Source organism: Scandinavium sp. NPDC088450 (genome assembly GCF_044900545.1).
Taxonomy (GTDB): Bacteria; Pseudomonadota; Gammaproteobacteria; order Enterobacterales; family Enterobacteriaceae; genus Scandinavium.
Map to the genome: position 1 here is coordinate 37964 of NZ_JBJDNI010000008.1, position 18951 is coordinate 56914.

Consider the following 18951-nt stretch of genomic DNA (forward strand, 5'->3'; position numbering starts at 1 on the left):
TCCGTATTGATAACGTTGGCATTACGCCGGGTTTGATAGCCCAAACAACGCTCGGGCTGTTAACTCATCTCGCGCGATTTGCGCTTTTAATTCATCCAGCGAGGAAAAACGCTGCTCGTTGCGGATTTTCTTCCGCAGTATGACATCGATATGGCGACCATAGAGGTCCATTACAACGTCCAGTAAATGCACTTCTAACTGCTGACGTACACCCGCGACGGTTGGGCGAGTGCCGATATTCGCTACGCCTGGAATCAGCTTATCGCCGAGACCCGCGACTTCGACGGCATAAACCCCTTTCACCGGGGAAACCTGACGACGCAACGGCAAATTCGCCGTGGGAAAGCCAATGGTGCGCCCAAGCTCATCGCCGTGCACCACTCGCCCTGAAATACTGAAAGGATGGCCCAGCAGTGTTTGCGCCAGCTCCAGATTGTCTTCAGCCAGCGCCTGGCGAACCGCGGTGCTGCTGATACGTAATCCGCCTTCGCAGAACGTTTGGGTGCTGGTGACATCAAAGCCAAATTCAGCGCCAGCCTTCTGTAATAACAAGAAATCCCCTTCGCGACCAGCGCCAAAGCGGAAATCATCCCCCACGGCCAGAGACTGGACGCCGAGGCGTTTGACCAGCAGATCGCTGATAAATTCCTGCGCCGTGAGTGCGGCAAAGCGCCTGTCGAAACGCACGCACAGGACATAATCCACACCGCTTTCGCTGAGATAACGCACTTTTTCGCGCAGTCTCGTCAAGCGAGCGGGAGCCTTATCGGTCGCAAACAGTTCCAGCGGCTGCGGCTCAAAAATCATCACCACAACAGGCAGCCCGCGCTCACGGCCTTCAGCGCGTAAACGCTGGAGTAATGCCTGGTGGCCACGATGCACGCCGTCGAAATTGCCAATGGTCAGCACGCACCCGTGCAGTGCCTGACTCAGATTGTGTATGCCGCGTATCAGCTTCATGTCTGGCTCAAAACAGTGAAAATCGTCAAAGTATACCTTGTCGAGCAGGCTACGTTAACCGACGATTGCACCTGAGAACCGAAAGATGCAAGGATTTCATCCACCTTGGGACGAAACTGGGTAAATTCCCCCTTGCCCCGGTGATTTTTATGGCGGAAAGGCTGTATTCGAAGGGCGCAAGCTGGTAGAATCCTGCGCCATCACTACGTAACCAAGTGCCGTCACACTAACGGCGCTTATTTGCACAAATCCATTGACAAAAGAAGGCTAAGAGGGCATATTCCTCGGCCTTTGAATTGTCCATATAGATCATATTTGGGAGTTGGACCTTGGCTAATATCAAATCAGCTAAGAAGCGCGCCGTTCAGTCTGAAAAGGCCCGCAAGCACAACGCTAGCCGTCGTTCTATGATGCGTACTTTCATCAAGAAAGTATACGCAGCTGTAGAAGCTGGCGACAAAGCTGCTGCACTGAAAGCATTTAACGAAATGCAACCAATCGTGGACCGTCAGGCTGCTAAAGGTCTGATCCACAAAAATAAAGCTGCGCGTCATAAGGCTAACCTGGCTGCACAGATCAACAAACTGGCTTAATCGCTACGCTGTTGAAGCTTTGTAGAAAAAACCCGCTTTTAGCGGGTTTTTTTATGTCTGCGATTCGGGCTTAGCGCGGTAACTCAAACAGTGCCGAGTAGTCACGATTGCAGATTCGCTGTACCGCAGGATGCTGAATCATGCGTTCGGCAAAAATGGCGTGGTACTCCTCCATCACGTTTTCCACCCGACCAATCTCCACAATATTGTCATCTGCATAGAGATCGTGCGCGTAGAGCGTAGGTGCGACAAAAATCGCAGTGTGCGCAGCACCAAAAGCTTTCATTAACGCGGCATCATCAAACTCGCCGAGTACTTCGACTTTCAGCCCTTGAGTGTTAATCCAGTTCAGCAACTTACGACCGAGCATGGAACGTCGCCCAGGGATCAGCAGACGGCGTTCTTCGAGACAGGCTGGAAAAGGCTTCTCAGGCAGAGGGTTCATGCACCAGAAGCTGACGCTGCACTCACCAATTTTCACCGAGAACAAGCCTTCCTGCTGCGTCGAATCAATCGGGCAGTCAGAGATAATCATATCGAGCTTATGCTGGCTAAGCTGCTCCAGCAGCATCTCGTGGGTCGATTCAAAGCAGCGCAAATGGATTTGTTCATCTTCCACCACTGCCGCATCCAGCACGCCGCTCACCAGTCGTTTTGACAGCGCATCTGCCACACCCACATCAAACAACAAATTCGATTCTTTGCGGTAGTTGATGATGTCGAGCATTTCCTGGCTAAGGGTGAACATCTTGTCCGCATAACGGAACACCAGTTCACCCAGTTCGCTCGGCTCCAGTCCGCGTCCTTTACGTTTGAACAGCTTGCCTTGCAGGCGCTCTTCCAGGGCTTTGATTTGGCCGGTAATGGTCTGTGGCGTGAGATACAACGCTTCCGCGGCCCCTACCACTGACCCTTCTTTGTAGACGTGCCAGAAATAATAAAGATGGTTGTAATTGATATGAGACATTCGTTTCTCTCCCTGAACTTTGCGCATCATGGCCGCCCGAAGGCGGCCTTTCGTATCCTGTTATGCCGGGTAACGGGAACCCTTGCTGCCCGAGCGAAGCAAACTATACCCGGTGACCGCCGCCAGAAGCGAGCCAATCAGAATCCCGAGTTTCGCCCATGTGATGAGTGACGGGTCCAGGCCGCCGAAGGCCAGCGTCGAGATGAAAATCGACATCGTGAAGCCGATACCACAGAGCACACTAACTGCCACAATTTGTTTGCAGGTGGTTTCCTGCGGCAGCGTGGCAAGTTTCAGTTTTAGCGCCAGCCAGCAGAACAACCCGATACCCAATGGCTTACCGATAAACAGGCCCGCCATGATCCCCAGCGGCAGCAAAGACGTCAGCCCTTCAATTGTCACGCCCTGCAGTGAAACGCCCGCATTGGCGAAGGCGAACAAGGGCAGGATCAGATAAGCCACCCAAGGATGCAGCACGTGCTCCAGCTGTTTCGCCGGGGATTTGCCCGCCTGCTCTTTCAGTGGAATAAAGAAGCCAACTATCACTCCAGCAAGCGTGGCATGCACGCCAGACTTCAGCACCGCCGTCCACAAGATCATACCGACCAGAATATAAATGCCAGTTCGACGAACGCCAGTCAGGTTGAGGATCGCCAGCACGGCAATCGCCGCCGCGGCCACACCAAGAGACAGCATTGAAAGGTCACTGGTGTAAAACAGGGCGATGATAATGATCGCGCCCAAATCGTCGATAATCGCCAGCGCCATCAGGAAAATCTTCAGGGTGACGGGCACGCGGTTACCTAAAAGTGCCAGCACACCAAGTGCAAAGGCAATATCGGTGGCCGCCGGAATAGCCCAGCCCTGACGAGCAATCGGATCCTGATAGTTAAACGCCAGATAGATAAGCGCTGGCACGACCATACCGCCAATAGCCGCAATCACCGGGAAAGCAGCCTGCTGACGGCTTGCCAGTGAGCCCAGTACCATCTCACGCTTCACTTCCAGACCAATCAACAGGAAGAAGACAGCCATCAGTGCATCGTTGATCCACAGCAGCATGTTTTTGTTGATTTCCAGTGGCCCAACTTTGAGCTGCACCGGAGTGGAAAGAAATGCCTGATAGAGATGGCTGGTTAGCCCGGAATTGGCAAGGATCATCGCCAGTGCCGCAGCAATGATGAGGATGATGCCCCCGGAGGCCTCACTGCTAAAAAAACGCTGAAGATGTTTCACTTTTACTCTCTCTGTTGCTCTTATTATTCGATTAAACCATATTAACCGCTATAAACACTCGGTAAAATCAGGTTATTCGTGATAGTTAGATCGGTATAAGCGAAGTATAGCGCCAGAATGAAAAAAGCCCGGACTGGGTGGTCCGGGCCTTTGTTTTCAAGCAGCTGCTGCGATTAGCGAGTCAAATCATCAAAGAATTTTTTCACGCCATCGAAGAAGCTTTTTGAGCGCGGGCTGTTTTTCTCACCCGTTGGGCCACCAAAGCTTTCCTGCAGATCTTTCAGCAGCTGTTTCTGCTTGTCGTTCAGGCTAACCGGAGTTTCCACCACGACACGGCACAGCAGGTCTCCCTGTGCACCACCGCGAACGGATTTGACGCCTTTACCGCGCATGCGGAACAGTTTGCCGGTCTGCGTTTCGCCAGGCACTTTTAGGTTCACACGGCCATCCAGTGTCGGCACTTCGATTTCACCGCCCAGGGCAGCCATTGCAAAGTTAATCGGGACTTCGCAGTACAGGTTATTCCCTTCGCGTTCGAAGATTGGGTGCTGTTTCACCTGCACCTGAACGTACAGATCGCCCGCTGGCGCACCGTGCTCACCTGCTTCACCTTCGCCGGACAGACGAATACGGTCACCGGTATCAACACCTGCCGGGATTTTAACCGACAAGGTTTTGTTCTTTTCAACACGACCATGACCGTGGCACTTGTTGCACGGATCTTTAATCAGCGTGCCGCGACCCTGACAGTGTGGACAAGTCTGCTGTACGGCAAAAAAGCCCTGACGCATCTGCACCTGGCCCTGACCGTGACAGGTTGGACAGGTCTGTGGTTTAGAGCCTGCTTTCGCGCCGCTGCCGTGGCAAACATCACACTCCTCCAGCGTCGGAATACGAATCTCTTTGGTGACACCGCGAACGGCTTCTTCCAGCGTCAGATCCATGTTGTAGCGCAGGTCTGCACCGCGAGATGCACGCTGACGCCCACGTCCGCCGCCAAAAATGTCGCCAAACACGTCGCCGAAGATATCGCTGAAATCAGCACCGCCGCCGCCAAAGCCGCCGCCACCGAAACCACCACCGCCCTGCTCGAACGCCGCATGACCATACTGGTCATAGGCCGCACGCTTCTGCGCGTCGGTCAGGATCTCGTACGCTTCTTTGATCTCTTTAAATTTTCCTTCGGCTTCTTTGTCACCCTGATTACGGTCGGGGTGGAACTTCATCGCCAGGCGTTTGTAAGCCTTTTTGATTTCACGCTCTTCCGCTGTTTTGGAAACGCCTAAAACCTCGTAATAGTCTCTCTTCGCCATCTCTTTTTATCTGCCCTTAACATGCGAGCACGGGCGTGGAGTAAACTCCGACGCCCGTGCCAGTTAATTACCCTGCATCAGGGCGATTATTTTTTATCTTTAACTTCTTCGAACTCAGCGTCGACAACATCGTCATCTTTCGCGTTGCTCGCGGTAGCGTCAGCAGAACCTGCCTGCTGTTGTGCATGCTGCTGCTGAGCAATTTCCAGCAGTTTCTGGGAAGCCTGAGCCAGCGCCTGCATTTTCGCTTCGATATCCGCTTTGTCTTCGCCTTTCAGAGAAGATTCCAGCGCAGTCAGTGCTGACTCGATAGCGGTTTTGTCTTCAGCCGGCAGCTGTTCGCCGGCTTCTTCAACCTGCTTACGCGTGCTGTGCAGCAGATGGTCGCCCTGGTTGCGGGTCTGAACCAGTTCTTCGAACTTACGGTCAGACTCGGCATTAGCTTCAGCTTCACGCACCATTTTCTGGATTTCTTCTTCGTTCAGACCGGAAGAAGCCTTGATGGTGATTTTCTGCTCTTTACCGCTGTTTTTGTCTTTCGCGGAAACGTGCAGGATACCATCAGCATCGATATCGAAGGTCACTTCGATTTGCGGCATGCCGCGCGGTGCTGGGCTGATACCATCCAGGTTGAACTGACCCAGAGATTTGTTATCACCGGAACGTTTACGCTCACCCTGCAGCACGTGGATGGTCACTGCAGACTGGTTGTCTTCCGCAGTAGAGAACACCTGGCTGTGCTTGGTCGGGATGGTGGTGTTTTTGTTGATGAGCGCAGTCATCACGCCACCCATGGTTTCGATACCCAGCGACAGCGGGGTGACGTCCAGCAGCAGAACGTCTTTCACGTCACCGGTCAGTACGCCGCCCTGAACCGCAGCACCGATAGCAACAGCTTCGTCTGGGTTCACGTCTTTACGTGGTTCTTTACCGAAGAACTCAGCAACTTTCTTCTGAACCATTGGCATACGGGTCTGACCGCCGACCAGGATAACGTCCTGAACGTCAGAGACAGACAGGCCAGCATCCTGCAGAGCAACTTTCAGTGGCTCGATAGAACGGTTCACCAGATCTTCGACCAGGCTTTCCAGTTTCGCGCGAGTCACTTTGATGTTCATGTGTTTAGGACCGGTCGCGTCTGCAGTGATGTACGGCAGGTTCACGTCGGTCTGCTGCGCAGAAGAGAGCTCAATTTTTGCTTTTTCTGCGGCTTCTTTCAGGCGCTGCATTGCCAGCGGGTCGTTACGCAGGTCAATGCCCTGATCTTTCTTAAATTCTTCAACCAGATAGTTAATCATACGGCTGTCGAAGTCTTCACCACCGAGGTGGGTATCGCCGTTGGTTGCCAGCACTTCAAAGGTTTTTTCGCCATCAACTTCATCGATTTCGATGATGGAGATATCGAAGGTACCGCCGCCCAGGTCATAAACAGCAATGGTGCGGTTGCCCACTTCTTTATCCAGACCGTAAGCCAGTGCGGCTGCGGTTGGTTCGTTGATGATACGTTTGACTTCCAGACCTGCGATACGGCCAGCATCTTTGGTTGCCTGACGCTGAGCATCGTTGAAGTAAGCAGGAACGGTGATAACAGCTTCAGTTACCGGCTCACCCAGGTAATCTTCCGCGGTTTTCTTCATTTTTTTCAGCACTTCTGCAGAAATCTGCGGCGGTGCAGTTTTGGTGCCTTTCACGTCCAGCCAGGCGTCGCCGTTATCAGCAGCAACGATTTTGTACGGCATGATAGCTTCGTCACGCTGGACTTCTTCGTCCTGGAAACGACGGCCAATCAGGCGCTTGATCGCGAACAGGGTGTTCTGCGGGTTTGTCACGGCCTGACGTTTAGCCGGCTGACCAACCAGAGTTTCACCGTCCTGGGTATAAGCAATAATAGAAGGCGTGGTGCGATCGCCCTCGGCGTTTTCCAGCACACGCGGAGTGTTGCCATCCATAATCGCTACACAAGAGTTGGTAGTACCCAGGTCGATACCAATAATTTTACCCATCTAAACGTCTCCACTAAAAATTCGATCAACATGTGGTTGTGAACCTGTAATAAGGGCGAAACAGACTGTTTCAAGCGCCCCGCTACGTTTTTTTTCAGGCTCACCACTGCGGTTGCTTACAAGATGGGGTCGTTAGGAGGTTCATCAAGGGGGAGGGATAAAAAATTTTTTAATTTCCCCCTGCTCAGATCATAGACGGCAGACACGACACTGATTATTATGCCGCGCCCCGCAACCAGAGGATTGGCGCGGGGTTCAGACATTTCTCCCTTTATTGATACGTTTTTTGAGGAAATATGGTTAACACTAAGTTGGCTAACCCGGCACCGCTGGGACTGATGGGCTTCGGCATGACCACCATTCTGCTGAACCTGGCAAACAGCGGTCTTTTCCAGTTTGATACCGCCATTCTGGCGATGGGTATTTTTTACGGTGGCCTGGCACAGATCTTCGCTGGCCTGCTGGAATTTAAGAAAGGCAACACCTTCGGTCTGACCGCGTTCACCTCCTACGGCTCTTTCTGGCTGACTCTGGTCGCCATTCTGATCATGCCGAAAATGGGCCTGGCAGAACCGGCTAACGCGCACTTTATGGGGATGTACCTGGGTCTGTGGGGCGTGTTCACCCTGTTCATGTTCTTCGGAACGCTGAACGGTCCACGCATGCAGCAGTTCGTCTTCCTGAGCCTGACCGTGCTGTTTGCCCTGCTGGCTATCGGCCACCTGGCGGACAACGAAGGCATCGTTCACATCGCAGGCTGGATTGGTCTGGTGTGTGGCGCGAGCGCTATCTACCTGGCAATGGGTGAAGTGCTGAACGAGAAGTTTGGCCGCACCGTGCTGCCAATTGGTGAGAAGCACTGATCCTAAGTTGATCACGATAAAAAAAGCCGGGTGACTCTCTCACCCGGCTTTTTTTTAATTCGCCGCAAGCGTTGCTTTCTCTGGCGCTATATAGCTCTGACGCAACCAGATGCCTAATCCCAATCCCACCAGCGATAACGCCAGAACATACCAGGCTGGAGCCATTGGCGACACGCCCATCAGCACAGTGACAACGATCGGCGTTAAGCCGCCAAAAATCGCATAAGAAACGTTGTAGGAAAATGAAATCCCGGTGAAGCGCACTTCCGCTGGAAATGCCCGAACCATGACGTAAGGCACAGCGCCAACCACGCCAACACACAATCCCACCAGGCCATACAGCAGGAACAATTGCCCAGGATGCGAGCCCGACAAATGGTAAAACGCCCAGCTTGATGCCGCTAACAGCAGGCTTCCGACAATAAATGTGCGGCTCGCACCAAATTTATCTGCCGCAAGCCCGGCCAGCAAACAGCCCACACAAAGCATGACTGTCGCGATGCTATTGGCCTGCAACGTCAACGCTGGTGCAAAACCATAATGCTTTTGCAGCCACACCGGCGACATCAGGATAACCACCACAATGCCCGCCGACAGCAGCCAGGTCAGCAGCATGGAAATCACCACAGCCTTCTGGTGCTTCATCACCACCGATTTAACCGGCAGTTCCTGCGCCAGCTGTTTACGCTGCTGCATTTCAAGGAAGACTGGAGTTTCCTGCAACCAGCGACGCAAGTACATCGCCACCAGCCCAAACGCACCGCCCAGCAGGAAGGGAATTCGCCAGCCGCCGTCATGGATAGTCTGCTGCGTCATGCTGGTATTAATGAGTGTTGCCACAACAGAACCGAGGAGAATGCCGACGGTGAGACCCGCGGTGAGCGTGCCACAAGCGATACCAATTCTCTGCGTCGGCACATGCTCAGCGACAAACACCCAGGCACCCGGCACTTCTCCCCCAATCGCAGCGCCCTGCAGCACACGCATCAGCAGTAATAATAACGGCGCAACGATACCAACCGAGGCATATGTTGGCAGCAAGCCAATCAGCAGTGTCGGCACGGCCATCAGCAGGATGCTGAGCGTAAACATCTTTTTGCGCCCGACCAGATCGCCAAAGTGCGCCATGACGATGCCGCCCAACGGACGAGCCAGATAACCTGCGGCAAAAATGCCAAAGGTCTGGACCTGACGCAGCCATTCAGGAATATCGGCAGGGAAGAAAAGCTCGCCCACAACGGCGGCGAAGAAGACAAAGATGATGAAATCATAAAACTCCAGAGCGCCACCGAGTGCAGCCAGCGTCAGCGTTTTATAATCCTGTCGGTTCAGAGGTCTTACGGAATGTGACATAGCGGGCCATTTGTTTTGATTAATTTACAGGTTTCGTAAAGAAAAAATTACTATACCGTAAATCATTGGTCAATCGATGACCCGCACAGGTTATGTCATAAAAGGCTTAATTTCAGGAGATTGTCTCGCGACGTGCGCTTTTAGGGCGAAACGCGGCAACGACCTGGTCATCAGTCTCGATGTAAGGCCCCTCGAGAAGCTGTACACAATACGGTACACTCGCAAAAATCCCGTGCACCAGCACTTTGCCGCTCTCATCTTTAACGCCTTCCAGCGTTTCCTGAATTGACTTCGGCTGCCCCGGTAAATTGAGGATCAGCGCCTGTTTGCGGATAACCCCAACCTGGCGCGAGAGGATCGCCGTCGGCACAAAGTGCAGGCTAATCTGGCGCATCTGCTCGCCAAAGCCCGGCATTTCACGGTCGGCAATCGCCAATGTCGCATCCGGCGTCACATCACGACGTGCAGGCCCCGTGCCACCCGTGGTCAACACCAGATGACAGCCCATTTCGTCCACCAGCTCACACAAGGTTTGCTCAATGATCGACTGTTCATCCGGGATCAGACGGGTTTGCAGTTCAAAAGGGGATGTCAGGGCGCGGGACAGCCACGCTTCCAGAGCCGGAATACCCTTATCCTGGTAAACGCCGTTGGAGGCGCGATCGGAGATGGAGACAAGGCCAATGCGTAGAGTGTTCATATCAATTCCGTTCAAAGTGCTGTTAGGCGGAATGATACACGCTGGAGGGAAAAGGAGACAAATAGCAGAACAGCATGCGTGACCGGGAGCCCGGCCACGCGATAAATGATTACAGCAGGTCGCCGATCATTTTTTCCAGTTTTTCCTGGTCGATTGCAAACTTACGGATACCTTCCGCCAGCTTGTCTACGGCCATTGGGTCCTGGTTGTGCTGCCACAGGAACTGAGATTCGGTGATGCGCTCTGGACGCGCTTTCACTTCACCGGTGTAAACCAGTTTGCGCTCGATAGCGCCGTCAGCTTCAGCCAGCTCTTTCAGCAGTGCCGGAGCAATGGTCAGGCGGTCGCAACCAGCCAGTTCCAGGATCTCACCGACGTTACGGAAGCTCGCACCCATCACGACAGTTTCGTAGCCGTGCTGTTTGTAGTAGCTGTAGATTTCAGACACAGAAACCACGCCTGGATCTTCTGCCGGTGCGTACTCTTTCTTGTCCGTGTTGGCTTTGTACCAGTCGAGGATACGGCCCACGAACGGAGAAATCAGGAACACGCCCGCTTCAGCACAAGCACGAGCCTGAGCGAAGGAGAACAGCAGCGTCAGGTTACAGTTGATGCCTTCTTTTTCCAGCTGTTCAGCAGCACGAATGCCCTGCCAGGTGGACGCCAGCTTGATCAGAATACGGTCGTTGCTGATGCCAGCATCGTTGTACAGCTTGATCAGATGTTTCGCTTTAGCAATAGAGGCTTCGGTGTCATAGGACAGACGCGCATCCACTTCCGTTGAGATACGACCTGGGATCAGCTTCAGGATCTCCAGACCGATGTTGACCGCCAGTTTGTCGGTCGCATCAACAATCTGCTGCTCGCGGTTGCTGCTCTGGCTTTTCGCCCAGGCAATCGCTTCATCAATCAGCTTGCGGTATTCAGGGATCTGGGCAGCGCCGAGGATCAGAGAAGGGTTGGTTGTCGCATCCTGAGGCTGATACAGCTTCATTGCCGCGATGTCTCCGGTGTCAGCCACTACGGTTGTGTACTGACGCAGGGAGGTCAATTTATCCGTCATGATAGTGTTTCTCTTTAAACAGCTGTTAGGGGGATGTAACCGGTCTGCTCCCGATAATATCACGCCCCCATATCAGCGCAACCGCAGACGGCCCAAGAGCGCAGAGTATGATAAACTCAGATTATTCGCTTGCTACCCGATAATGGATTGTCTGGAATGTGGTAGCGCTTACATTCATCTTCGGCATCGATTAAAGGACGTTACATGCCTGAGTTTCTCTCATTCATCAACGACATACTCTGGGGCTCGGTAATGATTTACCTGCTGCTCGGGGCCGGAGTGTGGTTCACCTGGCGGACAGGTTACATTCAATTCCGCTACATTCGGTATTTCGGCAAAAGCCTTAAAAGCAGCCTGAGCCAACAATCAGGCGGGCTGACCTCCTTTCAGGCACTCTGTACCAGTCTCGCTGCGCGTGTAGGAAGCGGCAACCTGGCCGGCGTCGCCATCGCCATCACTGCCGGTGGCCCTGGTGCCGTGTTCTGGATGTGGGTATCAGCCATCATCGGCATGGCGAGTAGCTTCGCTGAGTGCTCGCTGGCTCAGCTCTACAAAGAACGAGACGCCACAGGACAGTTCCGTGGCGGCCCGGCGTGGTACATGTCACGCGGTCTTGGCATGCGCTGGATGGGGGTGATGTTTTCCGTTTTCCTGCTGCTGGCTTATGGCTTAATTTTCAACACAGTACAAGCCAATTCAATCGCAAACGCGATGCATTTTGCGTTCAACCTTCCTGAGTACGTAACGGGCCTGGTACTGATGGGTTGCACGCTGTTGGTCATTGTGCGCGGCCTGCGGGGTGTCGCGAAGATAATGCAGTGGCTGGTGCCCGTCATGGCACTGGTCTGGGTTGGCGCCAGCATTGTCATTAGCCTTTGGCATTACGCCGCCATTCCTGCCATTTTTGAAAGCATCATTCGCAGTGCATTTGGCTGGCAGGAAGCCGCCGCTGGCGCAGTGGGTTACACCATCAGCCAGGCGCTAACCAGTGGATTTCAGCGGGGAATGTTCTCGAACGAAGCCGGCATGGGTTCTACCCCGAATGCCGCCGCAGCCGCCGCTTCGTGGCCTCCACATCCGGCAGCCCAGGGCATCGTGCAAATGATTGGCGTCCTGGTCGACACCCTCATTATTTGCACTGCCACGGCGATGGTGGTGCTCATTGCAGGCCACGACACCACCCAAAGTTCCATCAACGGCATTCAGTTAGTTCAGAAAGCGATGAGCGTTATCGCAGGCAGTTGGGGCGCGAGTTTTGTCGCCGGAATTGTGCTTCTTTTCGCCTTCAGCTCTATCGCTGCAAACTATATCTACGCCGAAAATAATCTGATTTACCTGAAGATGAACAGCCCACGCAATATCTGGATTTTGCGGACCATCACGCTGCTGATGGTCATGATGGGAACCCTGCTGAGCCTGCCGGTCGTCTGGCAATTGGCAGATATCATTATGGCACTGATGGCCATCACTAACCTGACGGCACTGCTGCTGCTTTCCCCGGTCGTACGGATCATTGCCAGCGACTATCTGCGCCAACGCAAGCTGGGTGTCAAACCGGTCTTTGACCCGACTCGCTATCCCGAAATTGAACAGCAAATTGCCCCTGGAAGCTGGGATGATGTGCCGCGCCGATAGCTGCTATCGATCCCTTCATGACCGTTTTTTGCTAAAGTCTCGGAAAATGCCTGCAAGGACTGATTATGCTGATTCTGATTTCACCTGCGAAAACGCTCGACTACCAAAGCGAACTTGCGACAACCCGCTACACCCATCCTGAGTTGCTGGATTACTCCCAGCAGCTCATCACGGTGGCGCGCAAACTCTCCGCGCCGCAAATCGGCAAGCTGATGAGCATCAGCGACAAACTTGCCGATCTCAATGCCACCCGTTTCCACGACTGGCACCCTGATTTCACGCCGCAAAATGCCCGTCCGGCTATTCTGGCCTTTAAGGGCGATGTCTATACCGGCTTGCAGGCAGAAGAGTTCAGCGAAGCAGATTTCGATTTTGCTCAGCAGCATTTACGCATGCTCTCTGGTCTTTATGGCGTGCTGCGTCCGCTGGACTTGATGCAGCCTTATCGCCTGGAAATGGGCATTCGCCTTGAGAACGCGAAAGGTAAAGATCTCTATCAGTTCTGGGGCGAGGTTATCACTAACAAGCTGAACGACGCGCTAAAAGCCCAGGGGGACGATGTCGTCATTAATCTGGCCTCCGATGAGTACTTCAAAGCGGTGAAACCGAAAAAGCTGCAGGGAAAAATCATCAAGCCAGTCTTCCTCGATGAGAAAAACGGCAAATTCAAGGTCATCAGTTTCTACGCCAAAAAAGCACGTGGCCTGATGAGCCGCTACATCATTGAGAATCGCCTGACGACAGTTGAAGCGCTGAAAAGCTTTGATAGCGAAGGGTATTTCTTTGATGAAGCCGCATCGAGCGATGTTGAGCTGGTGTTTAAGCGGCACGAGCAGAAGTAAAAGCGAGAAAAGAGGTCGCCTCAACCTCCTCCATGCACCCTCACCCCGGCCCTCTCCCCAGGGAGAGGGAGAAAACCAGACCGCACTCCTGGGTTCCCTCTCCCTTGAGGGAGAGGGAGAAAACCAATCACATCCGCATCAAATTCCCTCTCCCAGCGGGAGAGGGTTAGGGAGAGGGGAAATCAGTGGTGATGCCCATGATCGTCATGGTGGTCGTGATGATCATCGTGATGGTCGTGGTGATCGTCATGATGATCGTAATGGGGACGCGGACGCCAGTGGTTGTTGTAACGCTCGTAATGATGATCCCACCAGTCATGGTCGCGCCAGTTGCCACCATCCCAGTAGTTACCGCGGTTATCCTGATCGCCAATCTGTAATTTGACCGCTGGCACCAGAGTGATTTCTGAAGCGTGTACCATCACCGGAGCCACCAGCATCATAGAAAGCGCGAGGATCACAGGTTTCAATTTAGACATAGGTTACTCCTTTGCATCATTGCCCGTTATGGGTCGATGAAGTCAGAGTACCTGTTGCGAACCCCGGTTGTTATTCTCCGCAATCCCAATTTCTAAGTGCCCGCATTTAATGGGAATTCCTGCGTAATTTCTGCCATTTGTCTTCACATTCTCTCCCCAATCCGGGAAATATCCTGGTCTCAGGGAGAGAAAAATGAACACTATCAGGCTTTAGCCATCATCAGCTTACGCAGTGCAGTAAACTCGGCAGGCAACTCATGCGACAACAGAGGCAAGTCGGCACGGTCGGCCAGCTCTTTCGGCAACGGAAGTTTGGTGTCGAGAATCGCTTCCACGCTCTCAATGAACTTCGCTGGGTGCGCAGTCCCCAGGAACAGACCGTATTCGCCCGGCTGAAGCTGGTCGCGCAACGCGCGATAAGCCACCGCAGCGTGCGGCTCAGAGGTATAACCGACTTCCTGAAGTTCACGCATGGTCGCTTTAGTGGTTTCATCATCCACGGCGGCATAGCCCAACTCGTTCAGGCGCCACACTTTGCGACGGAACAGTTCTTCAACGCGCGGCCAGTTGTTCGGCTGGCTGACGTCCATTGCGTTAGACAGCGTCGCTTGCGTAGATTTTGGTTTCCATGCGCCATCCTGCAGGAAACGTGGCACCGTATCGTTGACGTTGGTTGCAGCAATAAAACGCTTCACCGGCAGACCCAGCGATTTCGCCAGCAGGCCCGCCGTTAAATCGCCAAAGTTGCCGCTTGGCACAGAAACGACCAGCTGATTACGGGCTTCCTGTGGCAGCTGCGCCACGGCTTCAAAGTAGTAGCAAATCTGCGCCAGCAGACGGCTGATGTTGATCGAGTTCGCCGAGTTCAGGCCCAACGCCACTTTCAGTTCTTCATCGTCAAACGCCTGTTTCACCAGCGCCTGGCAGGCATCGAAATCGCCTTCGATAGCGACAGTTTCAATGTTGCCACCTAAAGTGCAGAACAGTTTCTCCTGCAGCGGGCTGATTTTGCCTTTCGGATACAGGATAACGACGCGTACATTCTTCAGACCGTAGAAAGCATGCGCCACGGCAGCGCCTGTATCACCAGACGTCGCGGTCAAAATGGTCACAGGTTTGTCGCCACTGATGTGCGTCAGCATCTGCGCCATAAAACGACCGCCGAAATCTTTGAACGCCAGCGTCGGGCCGTGGAACAGTTCCAGACAGCCCACATCGTCCTGCACCTTTTTTACTGGTGCAGGGAAAGCAAATGCCGCGCCTACGCGAGCTTTCAGCTCATCGGGTGCAATTTCATCGCCAATAAAGGCGGAAAGAATTTTTGCACTGCGGGAGACGAAATCCAGCTTCAGCATTTCGTCGATTTCGGTCAGGCTGAATTCCGGCAAATCGTGTGGAAAGAACAGCCCCTGATTTTTGCCTAAACCTTGCGTCACGGCCTGCGCGAAGCTGACCTGCTCGTTATGATCTTTTAAGTTATACAGTTTCATTGGTTATCCCACTACGCGTGCGCCCGCTGTATCCAGCCGACAAATATGAACGAAGCCTTCCTGATTTTGCAGATAGTGTTTACTGAGCCAGTCTGCGACTCGTTGTGCGGTTCCCGGGTTGTCGCACAGGGCAAACATCGTCGGGCCTGAACCTGAGATGCCGCTTGCCAGCGCGCCAATTTCCGCCACCGCCTGACGGGCTTCGCCAAAGCCAGGCAGCAATTTGGTGCGATACGGTTCGGCAATCACGTCTTTCATCAACTTTGCAGCAAGCTGCGGCTGACGGCTGTAGCAGGCGTGAATAAAGCCCGCTAAATGACGCCCATGCGCGATGCAGTCCTGACGACGGTACTGCGCCGGTAAAATGGCGCGCGCTTCTGCGGTAGAGACTTTAATCCCCGGATAAGCCAGCACCCACAGCCATTCATCAAAGGCCGGAATTTGCTGGCTGATAATGCCGTTTTCTTCCAGCATCAATTGAATGCCGCCGAGGAAGCAAGGCGCGACGTTATCGTAATGCACGCTGCCAGAAATACGCCCTTCCAGCTCACCCATCAGTGAGAGCATTTTGCTGTCATTGAGTGGCTTGCCGCAGTACTCATTCATCGCCACCAGCGCGGCAACCACAGAGCAGGCACTGGAGCCTAACCCAGAGCCAATCGGCATGTTTTTTTCCAGCGTCATGGCGACAGGCACCGTTTTGCCAATCTCCTGGCAGAAGCGTTCCCAGCACTGGTAAACGATGTTTTCACGCGGCTCTGTCGGCAATTTATTGGCGAAATGGCCGACGTTTTTCAGACTGAAAACATCAGCCGCAACGACTTCAACGTTATCGCCGAGCAGCGTGCCATCCACCGGCGTGACCGCCGCGCCCAGTACGTCGAATCCGACGCTCATATTGGCGCTGGACGCCGGGGCATAGACTTTAACCATCTTAAACTCCTAACTTCCAGGACAAGGTACGCAGCAGATCGGCAAAGACCCCGGCGGCCGTTACGTCGTTGCCCGCGCCATAACCGCGCAGCACCAGCGGTAACGGCTGATAATAATGGCTGTAAAACGCCAGGGCGTTCTCGCCGTTTTTCACTTTATAAAGCGGATCGTTGCCATCGACTTCAGCGATTTTCACCCGGCAAACGCCGTCTTCTTCGATGTTACCGACGTAACGCAGCACTTTACCTTCATCGCGTGCTTTCGCGATACGCGCCGCAAACTCATCATCCAGCTGCGGCAAGCGTGCCATAAAGCTGTCGGTGTCGCCGCTGTCATCGAAATGCGAAGGCAATACAGATTCCACCACAATATCACTCAACTCGAGATGACGGCCTGTTTCACGGGCGAGGATCAGCAGCTTACGCGCCACATCCATGCCGGAAAGATCATCACGCGGATCGGGTTCGGTATAGCCCAATTCACGTGCCATACGGGTGGCTTCAGAGAGGCTCATGCCTTCATCCAGCTTACCGAAGATAAACGACAGGGAACCGGAAAGAATGCCTGAGAAGCGCTGTAATTCATCGCCAGCATTGAGCAGGTTTTGCAGGTTTTCGATAACCGGCAGGCCAGCCCCAACGTTGGTGTCATACAGGAACTTACGACGAGAACCGGCAGCCGCCTGACGCAGCTCGTGATAGTAGTTCATCGACGAGGTGTTCGCCTTTTTGTTTGGCGTCACAACATGGAAACCTTCGCGCAGGAAATCAGCGTACTGATCGGCGACGGCCTGGTTGGAGGTACAGTCCACAATCACCGGGTTCAGCAGGTGATACTCTTTCACCAGACGAATCAGTCGGCCGAGATTAAACGGCTCTTTGGCATCGGCCAGTTCGCTTTTCCAGTTATCGAGGCTCAGACCGTGCACGTTGGTCAGCAGCGCACGTGAGTTCGCCACGCCGCAAACACGTAAATCGATATGCTTATTTTTAAGCCAGGTTTGCTGGCGCTTGAGCTGTTCCAGCAATGCCCCACCCACGCCGCCGACGCCAATCACAAACACTTCAATCACCTGATCGGTATTGAACAGCATCTGGTGAGTGACGCGAACGCCAGTGGTCGCATCATCGTTATTGACGACGACAGAAATGGAGCGCTCGGAGGAGCCCTGCGCAATCGCTACAATATTGATATTGGCGCGAGCGAGAGCCGCAAAGAATTTTGCAGAGATGCCGCGCAGTGTGCGCATGCCATCACCCACCACGGAGATGATTGCCAGGCGCTCCATGATCGACAGTGGTTCGAGCAGCCCTTCTTTCAGTTCAAGATAAAACTCATCTTCCATTGCCTTCTTCGCACGTGCGCAATCGCTTTGCGGTACACAGAAACTGATGCTGTATTCGGAAGAAGACTGAGTGATCAGGACCACGGAGATCCCGGCGCGGGACATTGTGGCAAACACGCGTGCCGCCATCCCGACCATGCCCTTCATGCCCGGGCCGGACACGTTGAACATCGCCATGTTGTTGAGATTGGAAATCCCCTTCACCGCCAGGCCATCTTCATTGTGGCTTGAGCCGATAAGTGTGCCCGGTGCCTGAGGATTACCGGTATTTTTGATGAGGCAAGGGATCTGGAACTGAGCAATTGGCGCAATGGTGCGAGGATGCAGAACTTTCGCGCCAAAGTAGGAGAGCTCCATGGCTTCCTGATAGGACATCGATTTCAGTAAGCGCGCATCCGGTACCTGGCGCGGATCGCAAGTATAAACCCCGTCGACATCGGTCCAGATTTCACAGCAGTCAGCACGCAAACAGGCGGCCAGCACTGCGGCGGAATAGTCAGAGCCATTACGCCCCAAAACAACCAGTTCACCTTTCTCATTTCCCGCGGTAAACCCGGCCATCAGCACCATATGGTCAGACGGGATTTGGCTTGCTGCAATACGGCGAGTGGATTCGGCGATATCAACCGTGGATTCCAGGTAATGTCCAACGGCCAGTAATTTCTCAACAGGGTCAATCACGCTAACTTTATGACCACGCGCTTCCAGCAAACCCGCCATGATGGCGATAGAGAGCTTTTCACCGCGGCAAATCAGGGAGGCATTAACGCCATCCGGGCATTGTCCCAGCAGGCTTATCCCGTGCAGGACATGCTTAATCTGGGCAAATTCTTGTTCAACAAAAGCGTTGAGCTGGGCCAGGGGAAAACCGGGTTGAATGTCGGCCAGACCTTGAAGCAGTTCGGCAAAAATGCGTTCGGCATCGGTGATATTGGGGAGTGCGTCCTGACCGCCAATGGTTTTTTCAATCATCGCGACCAGATGGTTGGTGATTTTAGCCGGGGCAGAAAGCACGGTGGCGACCTGCCCCTGCCTGGCGTTGCTCTCCAGAATATCGGCAACCCGCAGAAAACGTTCTGCATTTGCCACTGATGTACCGCCGAACTTCAAGACTCGCATGGTATTACCCCTTGATCTTTAGCCGAAAAAAAAGCCCGCACTGTTCAGGTGCGGGCT

At 53.6% G+C, this 18951-nt stretch carries 16 protein-coding genes, 1 pseudogene and 1 other annotated feature (1 of these 18 running past the window's edge); of the genes and pseudogenes, 4 read left to right on the plus strand and 13 right to left on the minus strand.

From position 1 onward, the window contains the following. Positions 1–21 precede the first annotated feature (21 nt). On the minus strand, positions 22–960 hold the full coding sequence (gene ribF / locus ACI2I2_RS09265) for a bifunctional riboflavin kinase/FAD synthetase (protein WP_404657649.1): 939 nt from the start codon (positions 958–960) through the stop codon (positions 22–24). 49 nt (positions 961–1009) lie between these two features. Further along, positions 1010–1171: pseudogene (locus ACI2I2_RS09270) on the minus strand (DUF2575 domain-containing protein); the annotation flags it as partial. A gap of 118 nt (positions 1172–1289) precedes the next feature. Between ACI2I2_RS09270 and rpsT the strand changes: the two are divergent. Further along, positions 1290–1553 (plus strand): 30S ribosomal protein S20, encoded by a 264-nt coding sequence (gene rpsT / locus ACI2I2_RS09275; RefSeq protein ID WP_404657650.1) that lies wholly within the window; start codon positions 1290–1292, stop codon positions 1551–1553. 70 nt (positions 1554–1623) lie between these two features. Here the strand turns inward: rpsT and nhaR are convergent, their stop codons facing one another. The 4 genes from nhaR to dnaK all read right to left on the minus strand — a co-directional run bounded on the left by nhaR (position 1624) and on the right by dnaK (position 7072). Then, entirely contained in the window at positions 1624–2520 is an 897-nt protein-coding gene (gene nhaR / locus ACI2I2_RS09280) for a transcriptional activator NhaR (protein WP_404657651.1), read from the minus strand. Between the two features lie 60 nt (positions 2521–2580). Continuing rightward, a complete protein-coding gene (nhaA, locus tag ACI2I2_RS09285) occupies positions 2581–3756 on the minus strand; it encodes a Na+/H+ antiporter NhaA (protein ID WP_404657652.1) in 1176 nt (391 codons plus the stop codon). A 173-nt stretch (positions 3757–3929) separates the two neighbouring features. After that, the gene (dnaJ, locus tag ACI2I2_RS09290) at positions 3930–5069 is read right to left on the minus strand and encodes a molecular chaperone DnaJ (protein WP_404657653.1); all 1140 of its coding nucleotides are present in this window, start codon (positions 5067–5069) and stop codon (positions 3930–3932) included. Between the two features lie 86 nt (positions 5070–5155). Beyond that, positions 5156–7072, minus strand: a complete 1917-nt coding sequence (dnaK, locus tag ACI2I2_RS09295) for a molecular chaperone DnaK (protein WP_404657654.1) — start codon at positions 7070–7072, stop codon at positions 5156–5158. Between the two features lie 296 nt (positions 7073–7368). On the opposite strand from dnaK, the gene satP reads away from it, so the two are divergent. Beyond that, on the plus strand, positions 7369–7935 hold the full coding sequence (gene satP, locus ACI2I2_RS09300) for an acetate uptake transporter (RefSeq protein ID WP_404657655.1): 567 nt from the start codon (positions 7369–7371) through the stop codon (positions 7933–7935). 54 nt (positions 7936–7989) lie between these two features. Here the strand turns inward: satP and ACI2I2_RS09305 are convergent, their stop codons facing one another. The 3 genes from ACI2I2_RS09305 to tal form a co-directional block, all read right to left on the minus strand. Then, entirely contained in the window at positions 7990–9288 is a 1299-nt protein-coding gene (locus ACI2I2_RS09305; RefSeq protein ID WP_404657656.1) for an MFS transporter, read from the minus strand. 112 nt (positions 9289–9400) lie between these two features. After that, positions 9401–9988, minus strand: coding sequence for a molybdopterin adenylyltransferase (mog, locus tag ACI2I2_RS09310; RefSeq protein WP_404657657.1), 588 nt, complete (start codon positions 9986–9988; stop codon positions 9401–9403). 109 nt (positions 9989–10097) lie between these two features. Further along, positions 10098–11051 (minus strand): transaldolase, encoded by a 954-nt coding sequence (gene tal / locus ACI2I2_RS09315; protein ID WP_330982251.1) that lies wholly within the window; start codon positions 11049–11051, stop codon positions 10098–10100. Between the two features lie 204 nt (positions 11052–11255). On the opposite strand from tal, the gene ACI2I2_RS09320 reads away from it, so the two are divergent. Continuing rightward, positions 11256–12686 carry an alanine/glycine:cation symporter family protein gene (locus tag ACI2I2_RS09320; RefSeq protein ID WP_404657658.1) on the plus strand — a complete coding sequence of 477 codons (1431 nt, stop codon included), beginning with the start codon at positions 11256–11258 and terminating at the stop codon, positions 12684–12686. 65 nt (positions 12687–12751) lie between these two features. Beyond that, entirely contained in the window at positions 12752–13528 is a 777-nt protein-coding gene (gene yaaA, locus ACI2I2_RS09325) for a peroxide stress protein YaaA (RefSeq protein ID WP_404657659.1), read from the plus strand. Positions 13529–13710: 182 nt separating this feature from the next. Here yaaA and ACI2I2_RS09330 read toward each other — a convergent pair whose 3' ends face one another. The 4 genes from ACI2I2_RS09330 to thrA form a co-directional block, all read right to left on the minus strand. Next, a complete protein-coding gene (locus ACI2I2_RS09330) occupies positions 13711–14007 on the minus strand; it encodes a DUF2502 domain-containing protein (RefSeq protein WP_404657660.1) in 297 nt (98 codons plus the stop codon). 203 nt (positions 14008–14210) lie between these two features. Further along, the gene (thrC, locus tag ACI2I2_RS09335; protein WP_404657661.1) at positions 14211–15497 is read right to left on the minus strand and encodes a threonine synthase; all 1287 of its coding nucleotides are present in this window, start codon (positions 15495–15497) and stop codon (positions 14211–14213) included. A 3-nt stretch (positions 15498–15500) separates the two neighbouring features. Then, positions 15501–16430 (minus strand): homoserine kinase, encoded by a 930-nt coding sequence (thrB, locus tag ACI2I2_RS09340; RefSeq protein WP_404657662.1) that lies wholly within the window; start codon positions 16428–16430, stop codon positions 15501–15503. A gap of 1 nt (position 16431) precedes the next feature. Beyond that, positions 16432–18894, minus strand: coding sequence for a bifunctional aspartate kinase/homoserine dehydrogenase I (gene thrA, locus ACI2I2_RS09345; protein WP_404657663.1), 2463 nt, complete (start codon positions 18892–18894; stop codon positions 16432–16434). Positions 18895–18918: 24 nt separating this feature from the next. Next, positions 18919–18951 (minus strand) — a sequence feature (Thr leader region); it runs 85 nt beyond the window's last position.